This is a genomic window from Streptomyces sp. NBC_00162, assembly GCF_024611995.1.
Classification (GTDB): Bacteria; Actinomycetota; Actinomycetes; order Streptomycetales; family Streptomycetaceae; genus Streptomyces.
Window position 1 is genome coordinate 2,349,333 of record NZ_CP102509.1, and the last position, 21,051, is coordinate 2,370,383.

The window sequence follows — 21,051 nt, forward strand, 5'->3', positions numbered from 1 at the left end:
CTACAGCCCGCGGAGATAGGAATCGGCCGGTGAGTACCGGCGGTCGGGGCCCGGTCGCGAGCGCATCTCCTGGCGGGCGAGGTCCCGCCCCTTGCGCACCAGGGAATTGACCAGCACCGGTGTGGAGGCGCCGACGTACACGGCGGCCCAGTAGGTCGTCGCGGGCAGCACCAGGGCCATCAGCCCACCGAGTGCGCCGAAGACCAGGGATATCACGAGGTAGAACCACGACCATCGGAAGCGTTCGGGATCATTGCGTATCCCGTACAGGCGAACGACCTCCGGCGCCAACGCCCCGACCATGCCCAGTAAGAAGATCACTGTGTTTTCACGCCTCCACAGGCACGGTGCCACCGCGACAGGAATCGAGTTCCGAGTCGAGCGTAGCCTCACTGCGTCGCCGCTGTGTAGTGATCCAGTACGGAAGCGCGGGGGCCCGGTGCCCGGGGGCGGTCAGCCGCCCCCGGGCACCGGGCCCCGGTCGTTCACCTCACCCGGTGACGGTCACCGTCACGGGTAGCGGCGCGGCGTCCACGTGATCCTCGACCCGTCGGCCCGCTCGGTGACCTGGGTCTGCGAGGAGCCGATCAGCAGGATCGTGCGCATGTCCACCTCGGACGGCTCCAGTTCGCCCAGCGTGACGATCCGTACCGACTGCTCCGGTCCGCCCACGTCGCGGGCGACGACCACCGGGGTCTCGGGCGAGCGCAGCTCCAGCAGCAGCTCCCGGGCCTGGGCCACCTGCCAGGTCCGGCTGCGCGAGCCCGGGTTGTACAGGGCGAGCACCAGGTCCGCCGAGGCGGCCGCGCGCAGCCGCTCCGCGATGACCTCCCAGGACTTGAGCCGGTCCGAGAGGGAGATGGTGGCGTAGTCGTGGCCGAGCGGGGCGCCGGCCGCGGCGGCCGCCGCGTTGGCCGCGGTCACCCCCGGCAGGACCCGTACGGGCACGTCCTTGTACTCCGCCTGCCCGGCGACCTCCAGCACCGCCGTGGCCATGGCGAAGACCCCGGGGTCACCGCCGGACACCACGGCCACCCGCTGTCCGCGCCGGGCGAGGTCGAGGGCGAACTCGGCGCGCTCGGACTCCACCTTGTTGTCGGAGCCGTGCCGGATCTGGCCCGGCCTGGCGGGGACCCGGTCCAGGTAGGTGGTGTACCCGACCAGCACCTCGGCGTCGGCCAGCGCCCGCCGGGTCTCGGGGGTCAGCCACAACGGCCCGGCGGGGCCGGTTCCGACGACCGCGACCTCGCCGGGACCGGACGGCACGCTGCCCGGGTTGCCGATGCGGCTGGGCACGACGGCGACGGCGAAGTACGGCACGGACTCCGGGTCGGTGTCCGCCAGCACGCCGGTGCGCTCCCCGGCCATGGTGGCGCGCTCCACGTAGCGGGCCTCGGCGAGCCGGCCGCTCTTCTCCATCGCCCCGCGCACGGCGGGGAAGGTCCGGCCGAGCTTCATCACGACGGCCGAGTCGGTGGCCGCCAGGCGGGCGGTCAGTTCCTCCTCCGGCAGGGTGCCGGGGAGGATGGTCAGGACCTCCTCGCCCTCCACGAGCGGGGTACCGAGGCGGGCGGCGGCGGCGCTCACGGAGGTGACGCCGGGGATCACCTCGGTCTCGTACCGGACCGCGAGGCGCTTGTGCATGTGCATGTACGAGCTGTAGAAGAGCGGATCGCCCTCCGCGAGCACGGCTACGGTCCGGCCGGCGTCGAGGTGGACGGCCAGGCGGGCCGCGGCGGACTCGTAGAACTCCTCCATCGCGCCCTGGTAGCCGCCGGGGTGGTCGGTGGTCTCGGTGGTGACCGGGTAGACCAGCGGCTCCTCGATGTGGTCGGCGCGCAGGTGCTTCTCGGCGATCGAGCGGGCGATGGACCGCCCGTGGCGGGCGCTGTGGTAGGCGACGACATCGGCCTCGCCGATCACCTCGACGGCGCGCAGCGTCATCAGATTCGGATCACCGGGCCCGAGCCCGACCCCGTAAAGACGTCCGCTGCTCATTCGGCCACGCTCGCAATGGCGTTGATCGCGGCGGCGGCGATGGCGCTGCCGCCGCGCCGGCCGCGCACGATCAGGTGGTCGAGCCCGGAGGGGTGCGCCGCGAGGGCGTCCTTGGACTCGGCGGCCCCGATGAAGCCGACGGGCACGCCGATGACGGCGGCCGGGCGCGGAGCGCCCTCCTCGATCATCTCGAGCAGCCGGAACAGCGCGGTGGGCGCGTTGCCGACGGCAATCACGGATCCCTCCAACAGGCCCCGGTCGCGCCAGACTTCAAGCGCGGCGGCGCTGCGCGTGGTACCCATCTTCGCGGCGAGCTCCGGCACGGCCGGGTCGGAAAGAGTACAGATCACTTCGTTGTCGGCGGGCAGCCGCTTGCGGGTGACCCCGCTGGCGACCATCTGCACGTCGCACAGGATCGGCGCACCGGCGGTGAGCGCGGCGCGCGCCCGCAGCACCACCTCGGGCGTGTACCCCAGGTCCTTGGGGAGGTCGGTCATTCCGCAGGCGTGAATCATGCGCACCGCGACCTGGGCGACGGAGGCGGGCAGCCCGGAGAGGTCCGCCTCGGCGCGGATCGTGGCAAAGGACTGGCGGTAGATCGCGGCGCCGTCCTTCTCGTACTCAAACACGGTGTACTCGCTCATTTCTTCACTACGTCGGGATCGGTGCGGGCGTCCGCGAGGACCGCGGCAAGTTCGTTGGCCGGTACGTCGTGCCGTGCGGGCCGGCCGGGGGCGGTGACCCGGTACCCGCCCGGAGCCGCCACCACGTCCACCCAGGCGGCGCCGCGCGGATGCCCGCAGCGGCGTTCACAGCCGGACCAGTGGACGGGCAGCGCGCCCCGCGAGGCCGTCTGTACGACGACGGCTCGCGCGTCGGCGCGCACGTCCGCGAGGGATTTCGCACAACCGGGCTTCCCCGTACAGGCGGTGACGGACAGCCAGGGATCGTCGGGGTCGGTGACGAGTCCGGCGTCTACGACCGGGGCGCCGGTGACGACGATGCTGCGCCAGGGGGTGATCCGCCACTCGCCGGACAGCGTCCGCCATTGGGCGGTGGTGAGCCGGCCGAGGGGGATCAGTACGCACAGCGCGTCCGCGTGCACCCCGGGCGCGGGCGGCGGCGCGTACGGGCGGGGCGCGTCGGCGACGTACCGCGCGGGAATCCCGGAGGCGGCGAGCCGGCGAGCGAACTCGGCCGCGTCCAGGGAGTGTTCGGCGGGCAGCTCGGCGACGCGCCAGGCGCGGGTACCGGCGGCCGCGACGGCGTCGAGGAAGTGGTGGGCGGCCGCCAGGGCAGCCCTGGGCGCGTCTCCGTCCGAGACCTCGACGGCGTCGCGGGCCGCGCCGAGGCGCAGCAGCGTACGGCCGCCCGCGTCCGGGCCGAGCAGGGTGATGTCGGGATCGAGCGCGGCCACGTCCCCGCGCCCGTCGTCGACGGCGAACAGGAACCGCCCGGACAGAGCGGCGGCCCTCGGGTCTGCACAGAGCAGCGCGTCCAGCGCGCGCACCGGACCCGGGTCGGCGAGCGGGGTCGCGACGATGTTCCGCACCCGCTCATGCGATGGGGCGGGGAGCAGCCCGGCCCCGTCCAGCAGCTCGGCGAGCCCGGCACCGCACCCGTCGCCCAGCCCCCGCAGCTGCACGTTCCCGCGCGAGGTGAGCTCCAGGTGTCCGTCCCCGAACCGGTCGGCGGCCAGCGCCAGCGCGGCGGCCTGCGGAGCACTGAGCAGCCCGCCGGGGATCCGTACGCGGGCCAGGAACCCGTCGTCGGCCGCGTGCAGCCGCAGCGCACCGGGGCAGGCGTCACCGCGCTCCCGTATGACGGGTTCGTCCCGCGATGCGGCGGCAGGGGGCTGTGACATGGCGGCGAGCATACCCACGATTCCCCGCCCCGGACCTGTGTCCGTCACCACCCCACCCCCTCCGACCAGCCCCATCACCCCCGCCGGACCCATCAGCCCCGCCGGACCCGATCAGCCCCGCCTGGGGGTCCCCCCGGACGGAGTCTGGGGGAGTTTGAGGCGCGGGGTCCGGGGCAGAGCCCCCGCAACGGCGCCGCACCCGGCCAACCCACCCCGGGGGCCCGGGGCCAGAGTCCCGCCAACCCGCCGCACCAGCGCAAACCCGACCACCCCCGGCCTCCCGGCAAGGGCCCCGGCCCCCTAGGATGACCATCGGCGGCGCCACACGGCCCGCCATCGCCGAGGACGGCGACATGGGAGGAAGCCCGGTGCGATTCCGGCGCGGTCCCGCCACTGTGAACCCCGCGGAGCGACCCCCGCGACCGGGGTGAGTCAGGAACTCCCGTCGTCCTCACTGCCCGGGGCGCGGAAACCCCGAGGAAGGCCTGCCGCCGCATGATCTTGCTGCTGTCGACGTCCGACACCGATCTGCTCAGCGCTCGCGCCGCGACCACGGCGGACGGCCCCGTCCCCTACCGGTTCGCGAACCCCTCCCGCCTTCCCCTCGAAGACCTCCCCGGCCTCCTCGACGGCGTCGACCTGGTCGTCGTACGCCTCCTCGGCGGCCTCCGCGCCTGGCAGGAGGGCCTCGACCTCCTCCTCGCTCCCGGCCAGACCCGCCCGGTCGTGGTCCTGACCGGCGAACAGGCCCCGGACGCCCAGCTGATGGAGGCCTCCACGGTGCCGATCGGCATCGCGGCCGAGGCCCACGGCTACCTCGCGCACGGCGGCCCCGCCAACCTCGACCAGCTGGCCCGCTTCCTCTCCGACACGGTCCTCCTCACCGGCCACGGCTTCGAGCCGCCCGCCGCCTCCCCCACCTGGGGCCCCCTGGAGCGCACCGCGCGGCAGGCCGCCGGCCCCCAGGTGGCCGTGCTCTACTACCGCGCCCACCAGATGAGCGGCAACACCGCCTTCGTGCACGCCCTGTGCGAGGCCATCGAGGCGCACGGAGCCCAGCCGCTCCCCCTGTACGTCTCCTCCCTCCGCACGCCGGAGCCGGAGCTGCTCGCCGAGCTGACGGGCGTCGACGCGGTCATCACCACGGTCCTCGCGGCCGGCGGCACCCGCCCCGCCACCGCCTCCGCCGGCGGTGACGACGAGTCCTGGGACGCGGGCGCGCTCGCCTCGCTCGGCGTGCCGATCCTCCAGGCCCTCTGCCTGACCGGTTCCCGGTCCACCTGGGAGGAGAACGACGAGGGTCTGTCCCCCCTCGACGCCGCCACCCAGGTCGCCGTGCCGGAGTTCGACGGCCGCCTGATCACCGTCCCGTTCTCCTTCAAGGAGCTCGACGAGGACGGCCTGCCCGCCTATGTGGCCGACCCCGAGCGGGCCGCCCGGGTCGCGGGGATCGCCGTACGCCACGCCCGCCTCCGCCACATCGAGCGCCGCGACAAGAAGGTCGCCCTCGTCCTCTCCGCGTACCCCACCAAGCACTCCCGCATCGGCAACGCGGTCGGCCTGGACACCCCGGCCAGCGCCGTCGAACTGCTGCGGACGCTGATCGCGGGCGGCTACGACTTCGGCCCCGTCGCCGAGATCCCCGGCCTCGTCTCCGGTGACGGTGACGAGCTGATCCGCGCCCTGATCGAGGCCGGCGGCCACGACCAGGACTGGCTCACCGAGGAGCAGCTGGCCCGCAACCCGGTCCGCATCCCGGCCGCGGACTACAAGCGCTGGTTCGCCGAGCTCCCCGCCGAACTCCGTTCGAGCGTCGAGGAACACTGGGGCGAGGCCCCCGGCAACATGTTCGTCGACAAGTCCTCCAACCCGGAGGGCGACATCGTCCTGGCGGCCCTGCGCCGCGGGAACCTCCTCATCCTCATCCAGCCGCCGCGCGGCTTCGGCGAGAACCCGATCGCGATCTACCACGACCCGGACCTGCCGCCCTCGCACCACTACCTGGCCGCGTACCGCTGGATCCAGGCGCGCGCGCAGGACGGCGGCTTCGGCGCCGACGCGATGATCCACCTGGGCAAGCACGGCAACCTGGAGTGGCTGCCCGGCAAGAACGCGGGCCTGTCCGCGTCCTGCGCCCCGGACGCCGCCCTCGGCGACCTCCCCCTGATCTACCCCTTCCTGGTCAACGACCCGGGCGAGGGCACCCAGGCCAAGCGCCGCGTGCACGCCACCCTGGTCGACCACCTGGTGCCGCCGATGGCGCGCGCGGAGTCGTACGGCGACATCGCCCGCCTGGAACAGCACCTGGACGAGTACGCGCAGATCTCCGCGATGGACCCTGCCAAGCTCCCGGCGATCCGCGCCCAGATCTGGACCCTGATCCAGGCGGCGAAGCTCGACCACGACCTGGGCCTCGAAGAGCGCCCGGACGACGAGGGCTTCGACGACTTCCTCCTCCACGTCGACGGCTGGCTGTGCGAGGTCAAGGACGCCCAGATCCGCGACGGCCTGCACGTCCTGGGCGGCGCTCCGACCGGCGCGGCCCGCGTGAACCTGGTCCTCGCGATCCTGCGCGCCCGGCAGATCTGGGGCGGTACGACGGCCCTGCCGGGCCTGCGCGAGGCGCTGGGCCTGGACGAGTCGGCGGCCACCCGTACCTCGGCGGACGCCGTGGAGGAGCAGGCCCGCGCCCTGGTCCAGGCGATGGAGGACGCCGACTGGTCCCCCGACGCGGTGGCCGCGGTCGCGGCGGCCCACTCGCCGGAGGTCTCGGCGGTCCTGTCCTTCGCCGCCCGCGAGGTCGTCCCCCGGCTGGCCGGCACCACGGACGAGATCGCCCACGTCGTCTCGGCCCTGGACGGCTCGTTCATCCCGGCCGGCCCGTCCGGCTCGCCGCTCCGCGGCCTGGTCAACGTCCTCCCGACCGGCCGCAACTTCTACTCGGTGGACCCCAAGGCCGTCCCCTCCCGCCTCGCGTGGGAAACGGGCCAGGCCCTGGCCGAGTCCCTCCTCACCCGCTACCGCACGGACAACGGCGAATGGCCGGCGTCGGTCGGCCTCTCCCTCTGGGGCACGAGCGCGATGCGCACGTCGGGCGACGACGTGGCCGAAGCCCTCTCCCTCCTGGGCATCCGCCCGGTCTGGGACGAGGCCTCGCGCCGCGTGACCGGCCTGGAACCCATCCCCCTCGCCGAACTCGGCCGCCCCCGCATCGACGTCACCCTGCGCATCTCGGGCTTCTTCCGCGACGCGTTCCCCCACGTCATCGGCCTCCTGGACGACGCGGTCCGGCTGGCAGCGTCGTTGGACGAACCGGCGGATCAGAACTTCATCCGGGCGCACGCCCAGGCAGACCTGTCCGTCCATGGCGACGAACGCCGCGCGACGACCCGCATCTTCGGCTCGCGCCCGGGCACGTACGGGGCCGGCATCCTCCAGCTGATCGACTCCCGCGACTGGCGTACGGACGCCGACCTCGCGGAGGTCTACACGGTCTGGGGCGGGTACGCGTACGGCCGCGGCCTGGAGGGCCGCCCGGCCCGCGACGAAATGGAAACGGCCTACAAGCGCATCACGGTCGCCGCGAAGAACACGGACACCCGCGAGCACGACATCGCGGACTCGGACGACTACTTCCAGTACCACGGCGGCATGGTGGCCACGGTCCGCGCCCTGCGCGGCACGGCCCCGGAGGCGTACATCGGCGACTCCACCCGCCCGGAAACGGTCAAGACCCGCACCCTGGTGGAGGAAACCTCTCGCGTCTTCCGCGCCCGCGTGGTGAACCCCAAGTGGATCGAGGCGATGCGCCGCCACGGCTACAAGGGCGCCTTCGAACTCGCCGCGACGGTCGACTACCTCTTCGGCTACGACGCCACGACGGGCGTGATCGCGGACTGGATGTACGACAAGCTCACGGAAACGTACGTCCTGGACCCGACCAACCGCGCCTTCCTGGAGGAGGCCAACCCCTGGGCCCTGCACGGCATCGCGGAACGCCTCCTGGAGGCCGAGTCCCGCGGCATGTGGGAAAAGCCGGACCCCCAGATCCTCGAATCCCTCCGCCAGGTCTACCTGGACACGGAAGGCAACCTGGAAGGCGAATCCGACTAAAGGGCACAGACCTTAACCTCGGACACGCAGGCCGTCCTCCTCGCCCACTGAAAGGGCGAGGAGGGCGGCCTTTTCGCGGGCGGAGGCGAGGACGTGGTGGGTGCCGTCCGCCGGGCACAGGCACAGGCACGGGCCGGGTTCCCCGGCGGGGGCCGGTCCGGCGGAGTACGCGGCACCGTGCGCACGGTCCGCGCAATCCCTCGAAGGGGGTCATGCTCACCTCCGAGTGGTTCGAACGCCGCGTCACGGCGCGCCCTCCGCCCGCCCCTTGGGCTCCGCGCGCGCACCGGAACTCTGTGCGGGCGTTCGCCCCCGCGGGCCCGTTACGCGCCTCTGAGCAGCCACGTTCTTGCGGTCGTCAGTTCGCGGCCGCGGCACCTCGGGAGGAATCTTGCGATCCGTGCACGTTCATGTGGCGTTCGACCCGGCAGCGGGCGGGGGTGGCCGCGGATGAGGCTTCTCAAGCGGCCCGCTCCCGCCGACCCGGCCGTCTCCGAGAGTGAGCGCCGGCTCTTCGGCGGCCCCCTGCGCTACGACGCCGGCTGGGCCAACCACGACTACGCCCGGCTGGAAGGCCGGCTCCTGACCACCCTGCGCTCCATGCCCCGGATGGCCGGCGGAACGCTCCGGCTCGCCTGGGACACCGACCGGCGCGCCCTGCTCACCGTCGCCTTCGCCGAGGCCGGGCAGGGGGTCACCTCCGCCGTCGGGCTGCTCGTCCTCAGCCAGGTGCTCCGTACGCTGCTCGGCGCGGGCAGTGCCGCCGACCGGCTGCACGCCGCCCTGCCCGCCCTCGCCGGGGGCGCCCTGGTCGCCGTACTGGGAGCCGTGCTGGCCTCGTGGTCCACGGCGGCCGCCGGCCGGCTGGAGCCCAAGGTGGAGCGGGCCGCGCACGAGCAGTACCTGAAGGCCGCCATCGAGGTGGAGCTCGAGGCCATCGAGGACGGGGAGTTCCGGCGGCTGCTCAACAGCGCCCAGTGGGGTCCGCCCTCGGCCCGCCGGACCGTCGGGGCCTGCGTGGCCACCCTCGGCGGGATGATCTCCCTCGTCGCCACCGCCGGGGTGCTCACCGTGCTGCACCCGCTGCTGCTGCCCATGCTGCTGCTGATCGCCGCCCCGCGCGGCTGGGGCGCGATGCGGGTGGCCCAGCGCCGCTATCTCTCCATGATCACCTGGGTGGAGCACGTCCGCGCCGCCCGGCTCATCGGCCAGCTGCTGATCTCCCGTACGTCGGCCCCCGAGGTACGGGTGCACGGAGTCGGGCGCTACCTCCTCGGCCACTACCGCAACATGGCCGAACACGCCGAGAGCGAGGCCACCCGCCTCGCCAAGGACAAAGCCGCCACCGAACTGCTCGCCGCCGCGCTCTCCGGCGTCGCGGCCCTCGTCACCTACACGGCGATGGGCGTGCTCATCGTCACCGGCCGGATGGACCTCGCCGTCGCCGGCACCGCCGTGATCGCGGTGCGCACCGGCTCGGCCAGCCTGGGCGCCCTCGTCGCCACCACAAACACCCTGCACGAGGAGTCCCTGTACGTACGGGACTTGGAACGGTTCGTCGCCGAGGCCGGCCGCCGCGCCATCCCGGACGGCGGACTGCGACTGCCCGAGCGGCTCGGCACGCTGAGGCTCGAGGAGGTCTCCTTCAGCTACCCCGACCGGGACGAGCCCGCCCTGACCGGCGTCTCCCTCACCATCGAGGCGGGCACCGTCGTCGCGCTGGTCGGCGAGAACGGATCGGGCAAGAGCACCCTCGTCAAACTCCTCGCCGGTCTGCACCTGCCCGACACCGGTTCGCTGACCTGGGACGGGGTGGACGTACGGGAGGCCGACCGGGAGCAGGTCTTCGACCGGATCTCGCTGCTCACCCAGGACTTCGAGCGCTGGCCGGTGACCGCCCGTACCAACATCGCCATCGGCCGGCCCGGCACCGGGCCCGAGGACGGTTCCGTGGACCAGGCCGCGGACGTGGTGGCCGCGGCCCGGTACGCGGGCGCCGACCAGGTCGTCGAGAAGCTTCCGCACGGCTACGAGACCCTGCTCGCCCGGATGTTCAGGGGCGCCTCGGAGCTGTCCGGGGGCCAGTGGCAGAAGTTCGGCCTGGCGCGCACCCGCTTCCGCGACGCCCGCGTCCTCGTCGTGGACGAGCCCACCTCGGCGCTCGACCCGGAGGCGGAGATCGCCGCCTTCGACAGCATCCGCGGCCTGGCCGGTCCGCAGCGCGCGGTCGTGCTGGTCACCCACCGGATGTCGGGGGTGCGGTACGCCGACGTCATCTACGTGCTGCACGAGGGGCGGCTCGTCGAACAGGGCAGCCACGAGGAGCTGCTGGCCCTGGGCGGCCGCTACGCCACCATGTTCCGGATCCAGGCCGATCAGTACGGCGACAAGCCCGGGCACGAAGTCCCTATCCCGCGCCAGGCCGCCGCGCCGCGGAACGACCCGTCCGTCACCTGAAGCGGTGAACTCCCCCTTATCCCAAGGGCACCAGGGGTAGAGCACTGCTGATCTCGTGCGGGGGCCGGCCCACCGGCCCCCGCACCCATGAGCGAAAGGCCGGCCCTGCCGTGACGCAGCCGTTTCAACTGCCGGACTTCTATGTGCCGTATCCGGCGCGACTGAACCCCCACCTGGAGGACGCCAGGGTCCACACCAAGCAGTGGGCGCGCGCATTCGGGATGCTGGAGGATTCCGGCGTCTGGGAGGAAAGCGACCTCGACTCGCACGACTACGCGCTGCTGTGCTCGTACACCCACCCCGACTGCGACAGCGAGGCGCTGTCCCTGGTCACCGACTGGTACGTCTGGGTGTTCTTCTTCGACGACCACTTCCTGGAGATGTACAAGCGTTCGCAGGACCGCGCCGGCGCCAAGGACTACCTCGACAAGCTCGCCGCCTTCATGCCGATGGACCTGGCCGACGGCTTCCCCCAGCCCACCAACCCCGTCGAGGCCGGCCTCGCGGACCTCTGGAGGAGGACCGTTCCTGCCATGTCCGCGGACTGGAGGGAACGGTTCTCCGAGTCCACGAAGAACCTCCTCAACGAGTCGATGTGGGAACTGGCCAACATCAACCTCGGACGCGTCGCCAACCCGCTCGAATACATCGAGATGCGCCGCAAGGTGGGCGGCGCCCCCTGGTCGGCCGGCCTGATCGAGTACGTCTCCGCCGAGGTCCCGGCCCGCGTCGCGCACTCGCGGCCGCTCGGCGTGCTCCGCGACGCCTTCTCCGACGCCGTGCACATCAGGAACGACATCTTCTCCTACCAGCGCGAGGTCGCCGACGAGGGCGAACTCTCCAACGCCATCCTGGTGTTGGAGACCTTCCTCGGCTGCACCACCCAGGAGGCGGCCGAGGCCTCCAACAACCTGCTGACCTCACGGCTCCAGCAGTTCGAGCAGACCGCGCTCTGCGAGCTCCCCCAGCTCTTCACCGACCACGCCATGAACCCGGCCGAGATCGCCGCCGTCCTCGCCTACGCGAAGGGCCTGCAGGACTGGCAGTCGGGCGGCCACGAGTGGCACATGGTCTCCAGCCGCTACATGAACAAGGAGGCCCGGGCCACCGCCCCGCTCACCCTGCCCTTCCTCCCGTCCGGGCTCGGCACCACCGCGCTCGACCTGCGGTCCGTCTTCACGCAGCGTTCGATGGAGATGCGCCACCGGTCCTTCACCCACGTCCCGTTCGAGCGCACCGGCCCGTCCGTGATCCCGGACCTCTACATGCCCTTCACGCTCGCCCTCAGTCCGCACGTGGACCTCGCCCGCCAGGGGTCCGTCGACTGGGCCCGGCGGATGGGCCTGCTGGATCCGCAGCCCGGCGACCCCGGGTCCGCGATCTGGAGCGAGGCGAAGCTGCGCGGCTACGACTTCGCGCTCTGCTCGGCCGGCATCGACCCCGACGCGACGCCCGGGGCGCTGCTCCTCAACGCCTGCTGGCTGACCTGGGGCACGTACGGTGACGACTACTACCCGGTGGTCTTCGGGCAGGCCAGGAACCTGAGCGCCGCCAAGACGACCACGGCGCGGCTGATCACCATGATCCCGGTGGACCACGCCGAGCAGCCGGTGCCGGTGACCGCGATGGAGCGCTCGCTGGCCGACCTGTGGGTGCGCACCAGCGCGGACATGGCCCCGCCCGTCCGCGCCGAGTTCCGGGCCACGCTCGTGTCCATGCTGGAGAGCTGGGTGTGGGAGGTGGAGAACCAGATTCAGAACCGCATCCCGGACCCGGTGGACTACGCCGAGATGCGCCGCCACACCTTCGGGTCGCACCTCACGATGTACCTGTGCCGGCTCGGCCAGGCGGGCCGCGGCATCCCCGAGGAGATCTACCGGTCCGGGACCATCCGGTCCCTGGAGAACGCGGCGGCCGACGCCGCCTGCATGATCAACGACATCTTCTCCTACCAGAAGGAGGTGGAGGTCGAGGGCGAGGTGCACAACTACGTGCTCGTCACCCGCAACTTCTTCGACATCGGCTATCCGGAGGCACTGCACATCTGCCACGCGCTGATGACCCAGCGCACCGAGGAGTTCGAACACATCGTCGCGAGCCAGCTGCCGGTGCTCTACGACGACTGGAAGCTGGGCGCCGGGGCCCGGGCCGGGCTCGACGCGTACGTCGGCGAGCTCCAGGACTGGCTCGCCGGGATCCTCAACTGGCACCAGAAGTGCCGCCGTTACCGCGAGGAGGACCTCCACCGGCTGCCCGGCGGCCTGTCCACGCACGTCTGGGGCGCGGACTTCGGCATGTCTGCGGCAAGGATCTCGCTCCCGTCCTGAGCCCGGCGGGGGCGGTCCGCTCGCCCGCCCCCGCCTCCGCCCCGCCTCCGCCTACGGCGCCGCCCCCGTCGACTCAGAACTCGTCGCTCGTGTGCGGCAGCAGATCCGTCCGCAGCGCCGCGTCCAGCGCCGCCGCCGCGCCGGGCGTGTGCTCGGCGACCAGCCCGGCGGCGACCAGCTCGACGACCCGGGTCCCGCCCAGGTAGCAGGCGGCCAGCTCCCGTACGTCCAGGGCCAGGTCCGGCGCCGCCCGGGCGGGCTCGTACGCGGCCCCGCCCGGCCCCGCCTTCAGCCGGAACCGCCCGGCGTTCGCGGGCAGCCGTACGTCGGTCAGCTCCAGCACCAGTTCCACCGGCACGGCCCAGGACCGCCCGGTCAGCGCCGCCCGTACGTCGACCAGGCGCAGCCAGAGCGCCGGGAACTGGGCGGTGACCCGAACCTGGTCCCGGTCGGCGGCGAAGTGCAGCAGCGGGTCGTCGGCCGGGCGGCCCCACGCGGTGACCCTGCCGGTGAGGTCGAGGGCGGCGAGGCACTCCCACAGGGCGGCGGCGACCGCCGGGGTGTCGGCCTCCAGTTCCTCCACACGGACCAGACCCGGTGTGCGGACGGGCCCGTTGTCGTCCTCCGGCTTGGTGCGGTAGAGCACGTACCCGGCGATCGGCTCCCCGGGGTCGCCCAGGACGATGATCCGGGGCGGGCTCAACTCCTCGTCCTCCTCGTCCTGTTCGGACAGCCACTCCTGGCTCCAGCGTTCGGGGCTGCGGGTGGGGCGGCCGGCCCGCCCGGCGCGGGCGGCCTCGTGGAAGGGACCGATGACGGCGAGCGCCTCGTCCGGGGCGACGAGGCGCAGCGGACGCCGGTCGGGGGCGATGCGCAGGGGCAGCGGCCGGGTGGAGTCGATCTCGATGGTGACGCCGGTGGTCGCGCCGCCGTAGCCGAAGCGGCCGTAGATGGCGGCCTCGGAGGCCCACAGGGCGGCGAGCGGGCTGCCGACGGCCGATGCGCGGCGCAGCTGCTCCGCCATCAGCGCGGTGAGTACGCCGCGGCGGCGGTGGGTGGGGGCGACGGAGACGAAGGTGAGCCCGGGGCAGGGCAGGTCTGCCCCGGGGACCGAGAGCCGGAAGTCGTGTGCGGCCATGAAGCCGACCAGGGTGTCGCCGTCGTAGGCGCCGATCCGGCTACAGCGCACGAGCAGGGCGTGATGCCGTTCGCGGCCCTCTTTCTCGGGCCGGTCGTTGAACACCAGATACGCGAGCTCCAGAGCACGGTCGATGTCGGCCTCGGGTACCTCGCGGATGTCCACCATGATCACGAGACTAATCGGTCATCGGTGGACCGGTCACCTCATAGTGGCTGGATCTGCACGTTTGACCAGTTTGCAGGTGCCGGCCCGTAGCCGGCCGGGGCGGGCCGGCACCTGTTCGGGGGCACGCGTCACCCGGTGGCGGGACCCGTCCAGCCCGCCGGGACGTGTCCGAGCCGGACGCGCTGCGGGTGGTCCCCGACGGGGACGGACACCCGCTTGGTGCCGGTGGCGAAGTCGATGGCCGTCACCCGGTCCGAACCGCTCTCGGAGATGACGCAGGCCGTGCCGTCGCCGTCGACGGTGGCCCAGTACGGCTTGTCGGCGGGCACGAGCGGACCCTCGGCGAGGGTGGCCCGGTCCACGACGGTCGCGTAGTCGTCCATGGTGCCCGCGATGCAGAGCTTGGTCCCGTCCGGGCTCATGGACATGCCGTGGTGGCGGGAGTCGTTGACCCACTTGGTGCGGTCGGTGCTGGTGGCCGGGTTCTCGGGCAGGTTCTTGAGGCGGGTGATCCGGTCGGTGGCCACGTCGTACTCCAGGAAGCCGGCGAAGAACGACACCTGGAAGTAGAGCTTGGACTCGTCGGGGCTGAAGGAGACGGGACGTACGGCGTCGGACAGGTCCCGGCGGCCGAAGGCGTCCAGCCGCTCGCGCATGTCGATGACCTTGACCGTGCGGAAGGTCTGCGCGTCGACCACGGTGATCTTCCGGTCGCCCTTCGTCCAGTCCAGCCAGGGCGCGTCGAGGGCGGAGGTCACGTCCCCGATGGAGCTGTTCCACAAGTAGCGGCCGTCGCGGGTGAAGGTGTTCTCGTGGGGCTTGTCGCCGGTGGCGAAGGAGCCGGCCTCCCGGCCCGTGGCGATGTCGAGGACGTGCACGGTGTTGGCGGTGGACGCAGATACGGCGACGCGGGTGCCGTCGGGCGAGACGGCCATGTGGTCGGCGCGGTAACCGGCGACGGCGAAGCGCCAGTTGATCCGCCCCGTCCGTACGTCGATGGACACGACGTCGGCGAAGCTGGGCCGGGAGGCGACGACGGCCGAGCCGTCGGGGGTGGTGTACATGTCGTCCACGAACTGGTCGTGGCCCTCGCCCGCGGTTTCCCGGATGCCGAGGAAGAAGCCGAGCTTGACCGGGTTGAGGTAGATCTCCCGGAGCCGCTCCGCCTTGTCGGGTATGACGTTGATCCGGCCGACCTTGGCGAGATCGCCGGTGGAGGCGAGGACGTCGGCGGTCCCCTCCCAGTTGTTCCCGACGTAGAGCACCTCGCGCAGGCCGCCGTCGCCGGAAGCGGCCGTGGCGGGAGCGGCCGCGGCGGGCGCGAAGGAGGTCAGCAGCGTGGCCGCGGCGAGCGCGGCCAGGGTGCGGAGGGTACGTGACATCCGTTCAACTCCGGTGGGGGGAAGGGATGGAGAGGGTGCCTCCTGTTACCGGCCGGTAAAATAGGCGGAACGCCAAAAGGGCGCAACCCCCAGGGGCCGCGCCCTTCCTCACGTACGGAGTTCAGCTCTTCAAGCGACGGAACCGATCCGGCCGATCACCGCGTTCGAGACGCCCTGCGGATCGGGGTGGATCGGGATGTGCGCGCCGGTCAGCGCGGCGCCGCTGCCGCCGCGGCGGTTGGCGACGATCTCGGCGGCGATGGACAGCGCGGTCTCCTCCGGGGAGCGGGCGCCGAGGTCCAGGCCGATCGGGGAGCGCAGCCGGGCCAGTTCGAGCTCGGTCACGCCGACCTCGCGGAGCCGCTTGTTGCGGTCCTCGTGGGTGCGGCGGGAGCCCATGGCGCCGACGTAGGCGACGGGCAGCCGGAGGGCCAGTTCGAGGAGCGGGACGTCGAACTTGGCGTCGTGGGTGAGCACGCACAGGACGGTACGGCCGTCCACTGCGGTGCTCTCCAGGTAGCGGTGCGGCCAGTCGACGACGATCTCGTCCGCCTCGGGGAAGCGGGTCTTCGTCGCGAAGACCGGGCGCGCGTCGCAGACGGTGACCCGGTAGCCGAGGAACTTGCCGATGCGCACGAGGGCGGAGGCGAAGTCGATGGCGCCGAAGACGATCATCCGCGGCGGCGGGACGCTGGACTCGACCAGCACCTTGAGCGGCTCTCCGCAGAGCCGGCCGTCGGCGCCTATCTCCAGCACGCCGGTCCGGCCGGCGTCGAGCATGGCGCGGGCCTCTTCGGCGATGGTGCGGTCCAGCTCGGGGTGTCCGCCGAAACCGCCCTCCCAGGCGCCTTCGGTACGGACGAACACGGCGCGGCCCATCAGCTCGGCCGGGCCCTCGGCGATCCGGGCGACCGCCGCCGCCTCCCCGCGGGCGGCGGCGGCCAGACCGGCCGCGAACACCTCCCGCACGGGAGAGCCCACGGGGACCGGGGTCACCAGGATGTCGATGATCCCGCCGCAGGTCAGACCCACGGCGAAGGCATCGTCGTCGCTGTACCCGAAGCGCTCGGCGACGGTCTCGCCGTCCTCCAGCGCCTGCCGGCACAGCTCGTACACCGCGCCCTCCACGCATCCACCGGAAACCGAACCGATGGCCGTGCCCTCGCTGTCGACGGCGAGCGCGGCCCCGGGCTGCCGGGGCGCGCTCCCGCCGACCGCCACCACGGTGGCGACGGCGAAGTCTCGTCCCTGCTCGACCCACCGGTTCAGTTCTTCGGCGATGTCCAGCATGGGGGCCTCCTCGGAGAGGTTCGGTTTCCAGTATCGGATACGTGGAGAGCGCGGTACTTCGTACGGATCAGGCTGTACGGATCGGGTACGACCGGGCCGGATACGGCCTGGTCAGCCGACTCCGAGCCAGCCCTCGATCGGGTGGAGCGAGAAGAAGACCAGGAAGATTCCGGTCAGCGCCCACATGAAGCCGCCGATCTCACGGGCCTTGCCCTGAGCGATCTTGATGGCGACGTAGGAGATGACTCCCGCGGCGACACCGGCGGTGATCGAGTAGGTGAACGGCATGATCACGACGGTCAGGAAGACCGGGATCGAGGTCGAGCTGTCGGCCCAGTCCACGTGGCGCGCGTTCTGCATCATCATCGCGCCGATGACGACCAGGGCCGCGGAGGCCACCTCACCCGGGACGATCTGGGTGATCGGGGTGAAGAAGAGGCAGGCGGCGAAGAACAGGCCGGTGACCACGGAGGCGAGGCCTGTGCGGGCTCCCTCGCCGACGCCGGTCGCGGACTCGACGAACACGGTCTGGCCGGAGCCGCCCGCGACGCCACCGATGGCGCCACCGGCGCCGTCGATGAACAGAGCCTTGGACAGGCCCGGCATGCGGCCCTTGTCGTCGGCCAGCTTGGCCTCGGTGCCGACGCCGATGATGGTGGCCATGGCGTCGAAGAAGCCGGCGAGCACCAGGGTGAAGACGATCATGCCGACCGTCATGTAGCCGACGTCGCCCCAGCCGCCGAAGGAGACGTCGCCGAAGAGCGAGAAGTCCGGCATCGAGACCGCGGAGCCGCTGAGCTCCGGCGGACCGTTCTTCCAGGCCTTCGGGTCGATGTCCACGATGAGGTTGATGATCGCGGCGAGGACGGTGCCACCGACGATGCCGATCAGGATCGCGCCGCGGACCTTGCGGGCCTGGAGCATGAAGATGGTGATCAGGGTGACGGCGAAGAGCAGCACGGGCCAGCCGGACAGCTCACCGGTCGCACCGAGCTGGACGGGGGGCATGAACTCCCCGCCGTTGCCGACGAACCCGGCCTTCACGAAGCCGATCAGGGCGACGAACAGGCCGATGCCCATGGTGATGGCGTGCTTCAGCGCGAGGGGGATGGCGTTCATGATCATCTCGCGGAGGCCGGTGACGACCAGGAGACAGATCACGACGCCGTAGACCACGCACATGCCCATGGCCTGCGGCCAGGTCATCTGCGGGGCCACCTGCGAGGCGAGCACGCCGGACACGGAGAGGCCGGCGGCGAGGGCCAGCGGCACCTTGCCGACGAAGCCCATGAGGAGCGTGGTGACGGCCGCGGCGAAGGCGGTGGCGGTGATGATCGCCGATCCGTCCATCACGGTGCCCGCGACGTCCTTGCCCGAGAGGAGCAGGGGGTTGAGCAAGAGGATGTACGCCATGGCCATGAAGGTCGTGATACCGCCACGAACCTCATTGCCGACGTTGGAACCTCTGTGCGTTATGTGAAAGTACCGATCGAGCCAAGAACGCCCGGCGGGGGTGCGAGAGCCGTCGCCGGCCTCTTCCGCGGTGGTCTTGGGCTCCACAGACGACTGGGTCATGGTGCCTAACTCCCAAGGTTCAAAGGGGCACCCGCATAAAGATTGGAGACGCGGGATTTGGGATGCTGCGTTGGCTGCACGACCCGGGGTGACGGCCCGAGGCGACGCGAAAGTTCTGCGTGTACTGCGGGTACTGCGGGGGTTACCGCTGGTATTCCGGTACTGCTGGGGGTGTTGCTGGGTGCAGGGGTACTGCCGGGTGAAACGGACCGCGAGCGGTGCGGTACTTCGTACTCCGGGCGGCGCGGTGTGAAGTGTGACGTTCCCATGTCGCACCGCCCGGAGAGTCTGAGGGGGTCCGGGGGCCTCGCGGCCCCCGGACCACGCCGTCCTAGAGGGTCCCGGTGAGGGCTTCCGGACGGATCGGCGTCTTGTTGAGCTCCAGACCGGTCGCCTGCCGGATCGCCGCGAGGACGGCCGGGGTGGACGAGAGGGTCGGGGCCTCGCCCATGCCGCGCAGGCCGTACGGGGCCTTCGGGTCGGCGAGCTCCAGGACATCGACCGGGATGGTCGGGGTGTCGAGGATGGTCGGGATCAGGTAGTCCGTGAAGGAGGGGTTGCGCACCTTCGCGGTCTTCGGGTCCACGATGATCTCTTCCATGATCGCGACGCCGAGGCCCTGGGTGGTACCACCCTGGATCTGGCCGACCACGGAGAGCATGTTGAGCGCCTTGCCGACGTCCTGGGCGGTCGCCAGCTCGACGACCTTGACCAGGCCGAGCTCGGTGTCCACCTCGACGACCGCGCGGTGCGCGGCGAAGGTGTACTGGACGTGGCCGTTGCCCTGACCGGTGACCAGGTCGAACGGGACGGTCGGGTGGTGACGGTACTCGAGCTCGAGGTCGATCGCGTCCTCGCCCTCCAGGATGTCGGCGATGTCCGCGAGGACCTCGCCGTCGTCGGTGACGACCTTTCCGCCTTCGAGCAGCAGCTCGGCCGTGGCCCACGCCGGGTGGTACGAGCCGTTCTTGCGGCGGCCGATCTCCAGCAGGGCCTCGCGGACGGCCTCACAGGTGTTCTTCACGGCGCCACCGGTCATGTACGTCTGCCGGGAGGCGGACGTGGAACCGGCGGAGCCGACCTGCGTGTCGGCCGGGTGGATGGTCACCTGCGTGACACCCAGCTCCGTACGGGCGATCTGCGCGTGGACGGTGATGCCGCCCTGGCCGACCTCCGCCATGGCCGTGTGGACCATCGCGACGGGCTCGCCGTTGATGACCTCGAGGCGCACGCGGGCGGTCGAGTAGTCGTCGAAGCCCTCGGAGAAGCCGACGTTCTTGATGCCGACCGCGTAGCCGACGCCGCGGACGACGCCTTCGCCGTGGGTGGTGTTCGAGAGGCCACCGGGCAGCGCGCGGACGTCCGCGTTCTCTCCGGCGCTCTCCCACTGGCGCTCCGGCGGCAGCGGGCGGGCCTTGACCCGGCGCAGCAGCTCGGCGACGGGCGCCGGGGCGTCCACGACCTGGCCGGTGGGCATGACCGTGCCCATCTCCATGGCGTTCAGCTGGCGGAACTCGACCGGGTCCATGCCCAGCTTCTCCGCGAGCTTGTCCATCTGGGCCTCGTAGGCGAAGCAGGCCTGGACGGCGCCGAAGCCGCGCATCGCGCCACAGGGCGGGTTGTTCGTGTAGAGCGCGATCGCCTCGATGTCCACGTCCTCCAGGACGTACGGACCGACCGAGAGGGAGGAGGCGTTGCCCACGACCGCCGGGGAAGCGGACGCGTACGCGCCGCCGTCCAGGACGATCTTGCACTTCATGTGCGTGAGCTTGCCGTCCTTGGTGGCGCCGTGCTCGTAGTAGAGCTTCGCCGGGTGGCGGTGCACGTGTCCGAAGAAGGACTCGAAGCGGTTGTAGACGATCTTGACCGGCTTGTTCGTGGCCAGGGCCAGGAGGCAGGCGTGGATCTGCATCGAGATGTCCTCGCGGCCACCGAAGGCACCGCCGACGCCGGAGAGCGTCATGCGGACCTTCTCCGGCGGCAGACCCAGGACCGGGGCGATCTGCTGGAGGTCCGAGTGCAGCCACTGGGTGGCGACGTAGAGCTCGACGCCGCCGTCCTCGGAGGGCACGGCCAGGCCGGACTCCGGGCCGAGGAAGGCCTGGTCCTGCATGCCGAAGGTGTACTCGCCCTCGACGATGACGTCGGCGCGCTTGCGGGCCTCTTCCACGTTGCCGCGGATGATCGGCTGGCGGTGCACGATGTTCGGGTGCGGGACGTGACCGATGTGGTGGTCGTCGCGGCCCTCGTGGATCAGCGGCGCGCCGGGGGCGAGGGCGGAGGCCTCGTCCGTGACGAGCGGCAGCTCCTTGTAGTCGATCTTGATCTTGGCGGCCGCGCGGCGGGCGGTCTCCGGGTGGTCGGCGGCCACGAGGGCGACCGGCTCACCGTGGTGACGTACCCGGCCGTTGGCGAGAACCGGGGTGTCCTGGATCTCGAGGCCGTAGTTCTTCATCTCGGCCGGCAGGTCGTCGTACGTCAGCACCGAGTAGACGCCGGGCATCGCGAGCGCCTCGGAGATGTCGATGGAGACGATCTCGGCGTGGGCGACGGTGCTGCGCAGGGTCTGGCCCCACAGCATGTCCTCGTGCCACATGTCCGAGGAGTACGCGAACTCGCCGGTGACCTTGAGGGTGCCGTCCGGGCGGAGCGTGGACTCGCCGATGCCGCCCTTGTTGTGCTTCTGCGTGACGTTGGTCGGCGTACCCGCCGGAACCGTGCGCGTGTTCTGGGCCATGG

12 protein-coding genes and 1 riboswitch are annotated in these 21,051 nt (G+C 71.8%); of the genes, 3 read left to right on the forward strand and 9 right to left on the reverse strand.

From position 1 onward, the window contains the following. The 4 genes from JIW86_RS11235 to JIW86_RS11250 all read right to left on the reverse strand — a co-directional run bounded on the left by JIW86_RS11235 (position 1) and on the right by JIW86_RS11250 (position 3,874). Positions 1–321, reverse strand: coding sequence for a hypothetical protein (locus tag JIW86_RS11235; RefSeq protein WP_215146387.1), 321 nt, complete (start codon positions 319–321; stop codon positions 1–3). 189 nt (positions 322–510) lie between these two features. Continuing rightward, the gene (locus JIW86_RS11240) at positions 511–1,998 is read right to left on the reverse strand and encodes a precorrin-2 C(20)-methyltransferase (RefSeq protein WP_257553629.1); all 1,488 of its coding nucleotides are present in this window, start codon (positions 1,996–1,998) and stop codon (positions 511–513) included. Then, positions 1,995–2,642, reverse strand: a complete 648-nt coding sequence (locus JIW86_RS11245; RefSeq protein WP_215146385.1) for a precorrin-8X methylmutase — start codon at positions 2,640–2,642, stop codon at positions 1,995–1,997. Before JIW86_RS11245 ends, JIW86_RS11240 begins: the two co-directional genes overlap by 4 nt. Then, positions 2,639–3,874, reverse strand: coding sequence for a cobalamin biosynthesis protein CobG (locus JIW86_RS11250; protein ID WP_257553630.1), 1,236 nt, complete (start codon positions 3,872–3,874; stop codon positions 2,639–2,641). Before JIW86_RS11250 ends, JIW86_RS11245 begins: the two co-directional genes overlap by 4 nt. A 345-nt stretch (positions 3,875–4,219) precedes the next feature. Continuing rightward, positions 4,220–4,304: riboswitch (cobalamin riboswitch) on the forward strand. A gap of 53 nt (positions 4,305–4,357) precedes the next feature. Between JIW86_RS11250 and cobN the strand changes: the two genes are divergently transcribed. The 3 genes from cobN (at position 4,358) to JIW86_RS11265 (ending at position 12,759) form a co-directional block, all read left to right on the forward strand. Beyond that, on the forward strand, positions 4,358–7,975 hold the full coding sequence (gene cobN, locus JIW86_RS11255; protein ID WP_257553631.1) for a cobaltochelatase subunit CobN: 3,618 nt from the start codon (positions 4,358–4,360) through the stop codon (positions 7,973–7,975). A 450-nt stretch (positions 7,976–8,425) separates the two neighbouring features. Continuing rightward, positions 8,426–10,432, forward strand: a complete 2,007-nt coding sequence (locus JIW86_RS11260; protein ID WP_257553632.1) for an ABC transporter ATP-binding protein — start codon at positions 8,426–8,428, stop codon at positions 10,430–10,432. Positions 10,433–10,542: 110 nt separating this feature from the next. Then, complete coding sequence (locus JIW86_RS11265) at positions 10,543–12,759, forward strand: terpene synthase family protein (protein WP_257553633.1); 2,217 nt, start codon at positions 10,543–10,545, stop codon at positions 12,757–12,759. A gap of 73 nt (positions 12,760–12,832) precedes the next feature. On the opposite strand, the gene JIW86_RS11270 is transcribed toward JIW86_RS11265, so the two are convergent. From JIW86_RS11270 to JIW86_RS11290, 5 genes are all read right to left on the reverse strand, one after another. Further along, positions 12,833–14,065 carry a GNAT family N-acetyltransferase gene (locus JIW86_RS11270; RefSeq protein WP_257553634.1) on the reverse strand — a complete coding sequence of 411 codons (1,233 nt, stop codon included), beginning with the start codon at positions 14,063–14,065 and terminating at the stop codon, positions 12,833–12,835. A 128-nt stretch (positions 14,066–14,193) separates the two neighbouring features. After that, positions 14,194–15,447 (reverse strand): YncE family protein, encoded by a 1,254-nt coding sequence (locus JIW86_RS11275; RefSeq protein ID WP_257553635.1) that lies wholly within the window; start codon positions 15,445–15,447, stop codon positions 14,194–14,196. Positions 15,448–15,576: 129 nt separating this feature from the next. After that, positions 15,577–16,737: an XdhC family protein gene (locus JIW86_RS11280; RefSeq protein WP_257553636.1), complete on the reverse strand. Its 1,161-nt coding sequence runs from the start codon at positions 16,735–16,737 to the stop codon at positions 15,577–15,579. A gap of 111 nt (positions 16,738–16,848) precedes the next feature. Continuing rightward, positions 16,849–18,312, reverse strand: coding sequence for an NCS2 family permease (locus JIW86_RS11285; RefSeq protein WP_215146377.1), 1,464 nt, complete (start codon positions 18,310–18,312; stop codon positions 16,849–16,851). Between the two features lie 331 nt (positions 18,313–18,643). Then, positions 18,644–21,049, reverse strand: a complete 2,406-nt coding sequence (locus JIW86_RS11290) for a xanthine dehydrogenase family protein molybdopterin-binding subunit (RefSeq protein WP_257553637.1) — start codon at positions 21,047–21,049, stop codon at positions 18,644–18,646. Between the last annotated feature and the right edge of the window lie 2 nt (positions 21,050–21,051).

Coding starts and splice junctions, on each gene's coding strand:
- JIW86_RS11240 (WP_257553629.1), bottom strand. CDS start 1,998: ATGAGCAGCGGACGTCTTTACGGGGTCGGGCTCGGGCCCGGTGATCCG.
- JIW86_RS11245 (WP_215146385.1), bottom strand. CDS start 2,642: ATGAGCGAGTACACCGTGTTTGAGTACGAGAAGGACGGCGCCGCGATC.
- JIW86_RS11250 (WP_257553630.1), bottom strand. CDS start 3,874: ATGCTCGCCGCCATGTCACAGCCCCCTGCCGCCGCATCGCGGGACGAA.
- cobN (WP_257553631.1), top strand. CDS start 4,358: ATGATCTTGCTGCTGTCGACGTCCGACACCGATCTGCTCAGCGCTCGC.
- JIW86_RS11260 (WP_257553632.1), top strand. CDS start 8,426: ATGAGGCTTCTCAAGCGGCCCGCTCCCGCCGACCCGGCCGTCTCCGAG.
- JIW86_RS11270 (WP_257553634.1), bottom strand. CDS start 14,065: ATGGTGGACATCCGCGAGGTACCCGAGGCCGACATCGACCGTGCTCTG.
- JIW86_RS11275 (WP_257553635.1), bottom strand. CDS start 15,447: ATGTCACGTACCCTCCGCACCCTGGCCGCGCTCGCCGCGGCCACGCTG.
- JIW86_RS11280 (WP_257553636.1), bottom strand. CDS start 16,737: ATGCTGGACATCGCCGAAGAACTGAACCGGTGGGTCGAGCAGGGACGA.
- JIW86_RS11285 (WP_215146377.1), bottom strand. CDS start 18,312: ATGACCCAGTCGTCTGTGGAGCCCAAGACCACCGCGGAAGAGGCCGGC.
- JIW86_RS11290 (WP_257553637.1), bottom strand. CDS start 21,049: ATGGCCCAGAACACGCGCACGGTTCCGGCGGGTACGCCGACCAACGTC.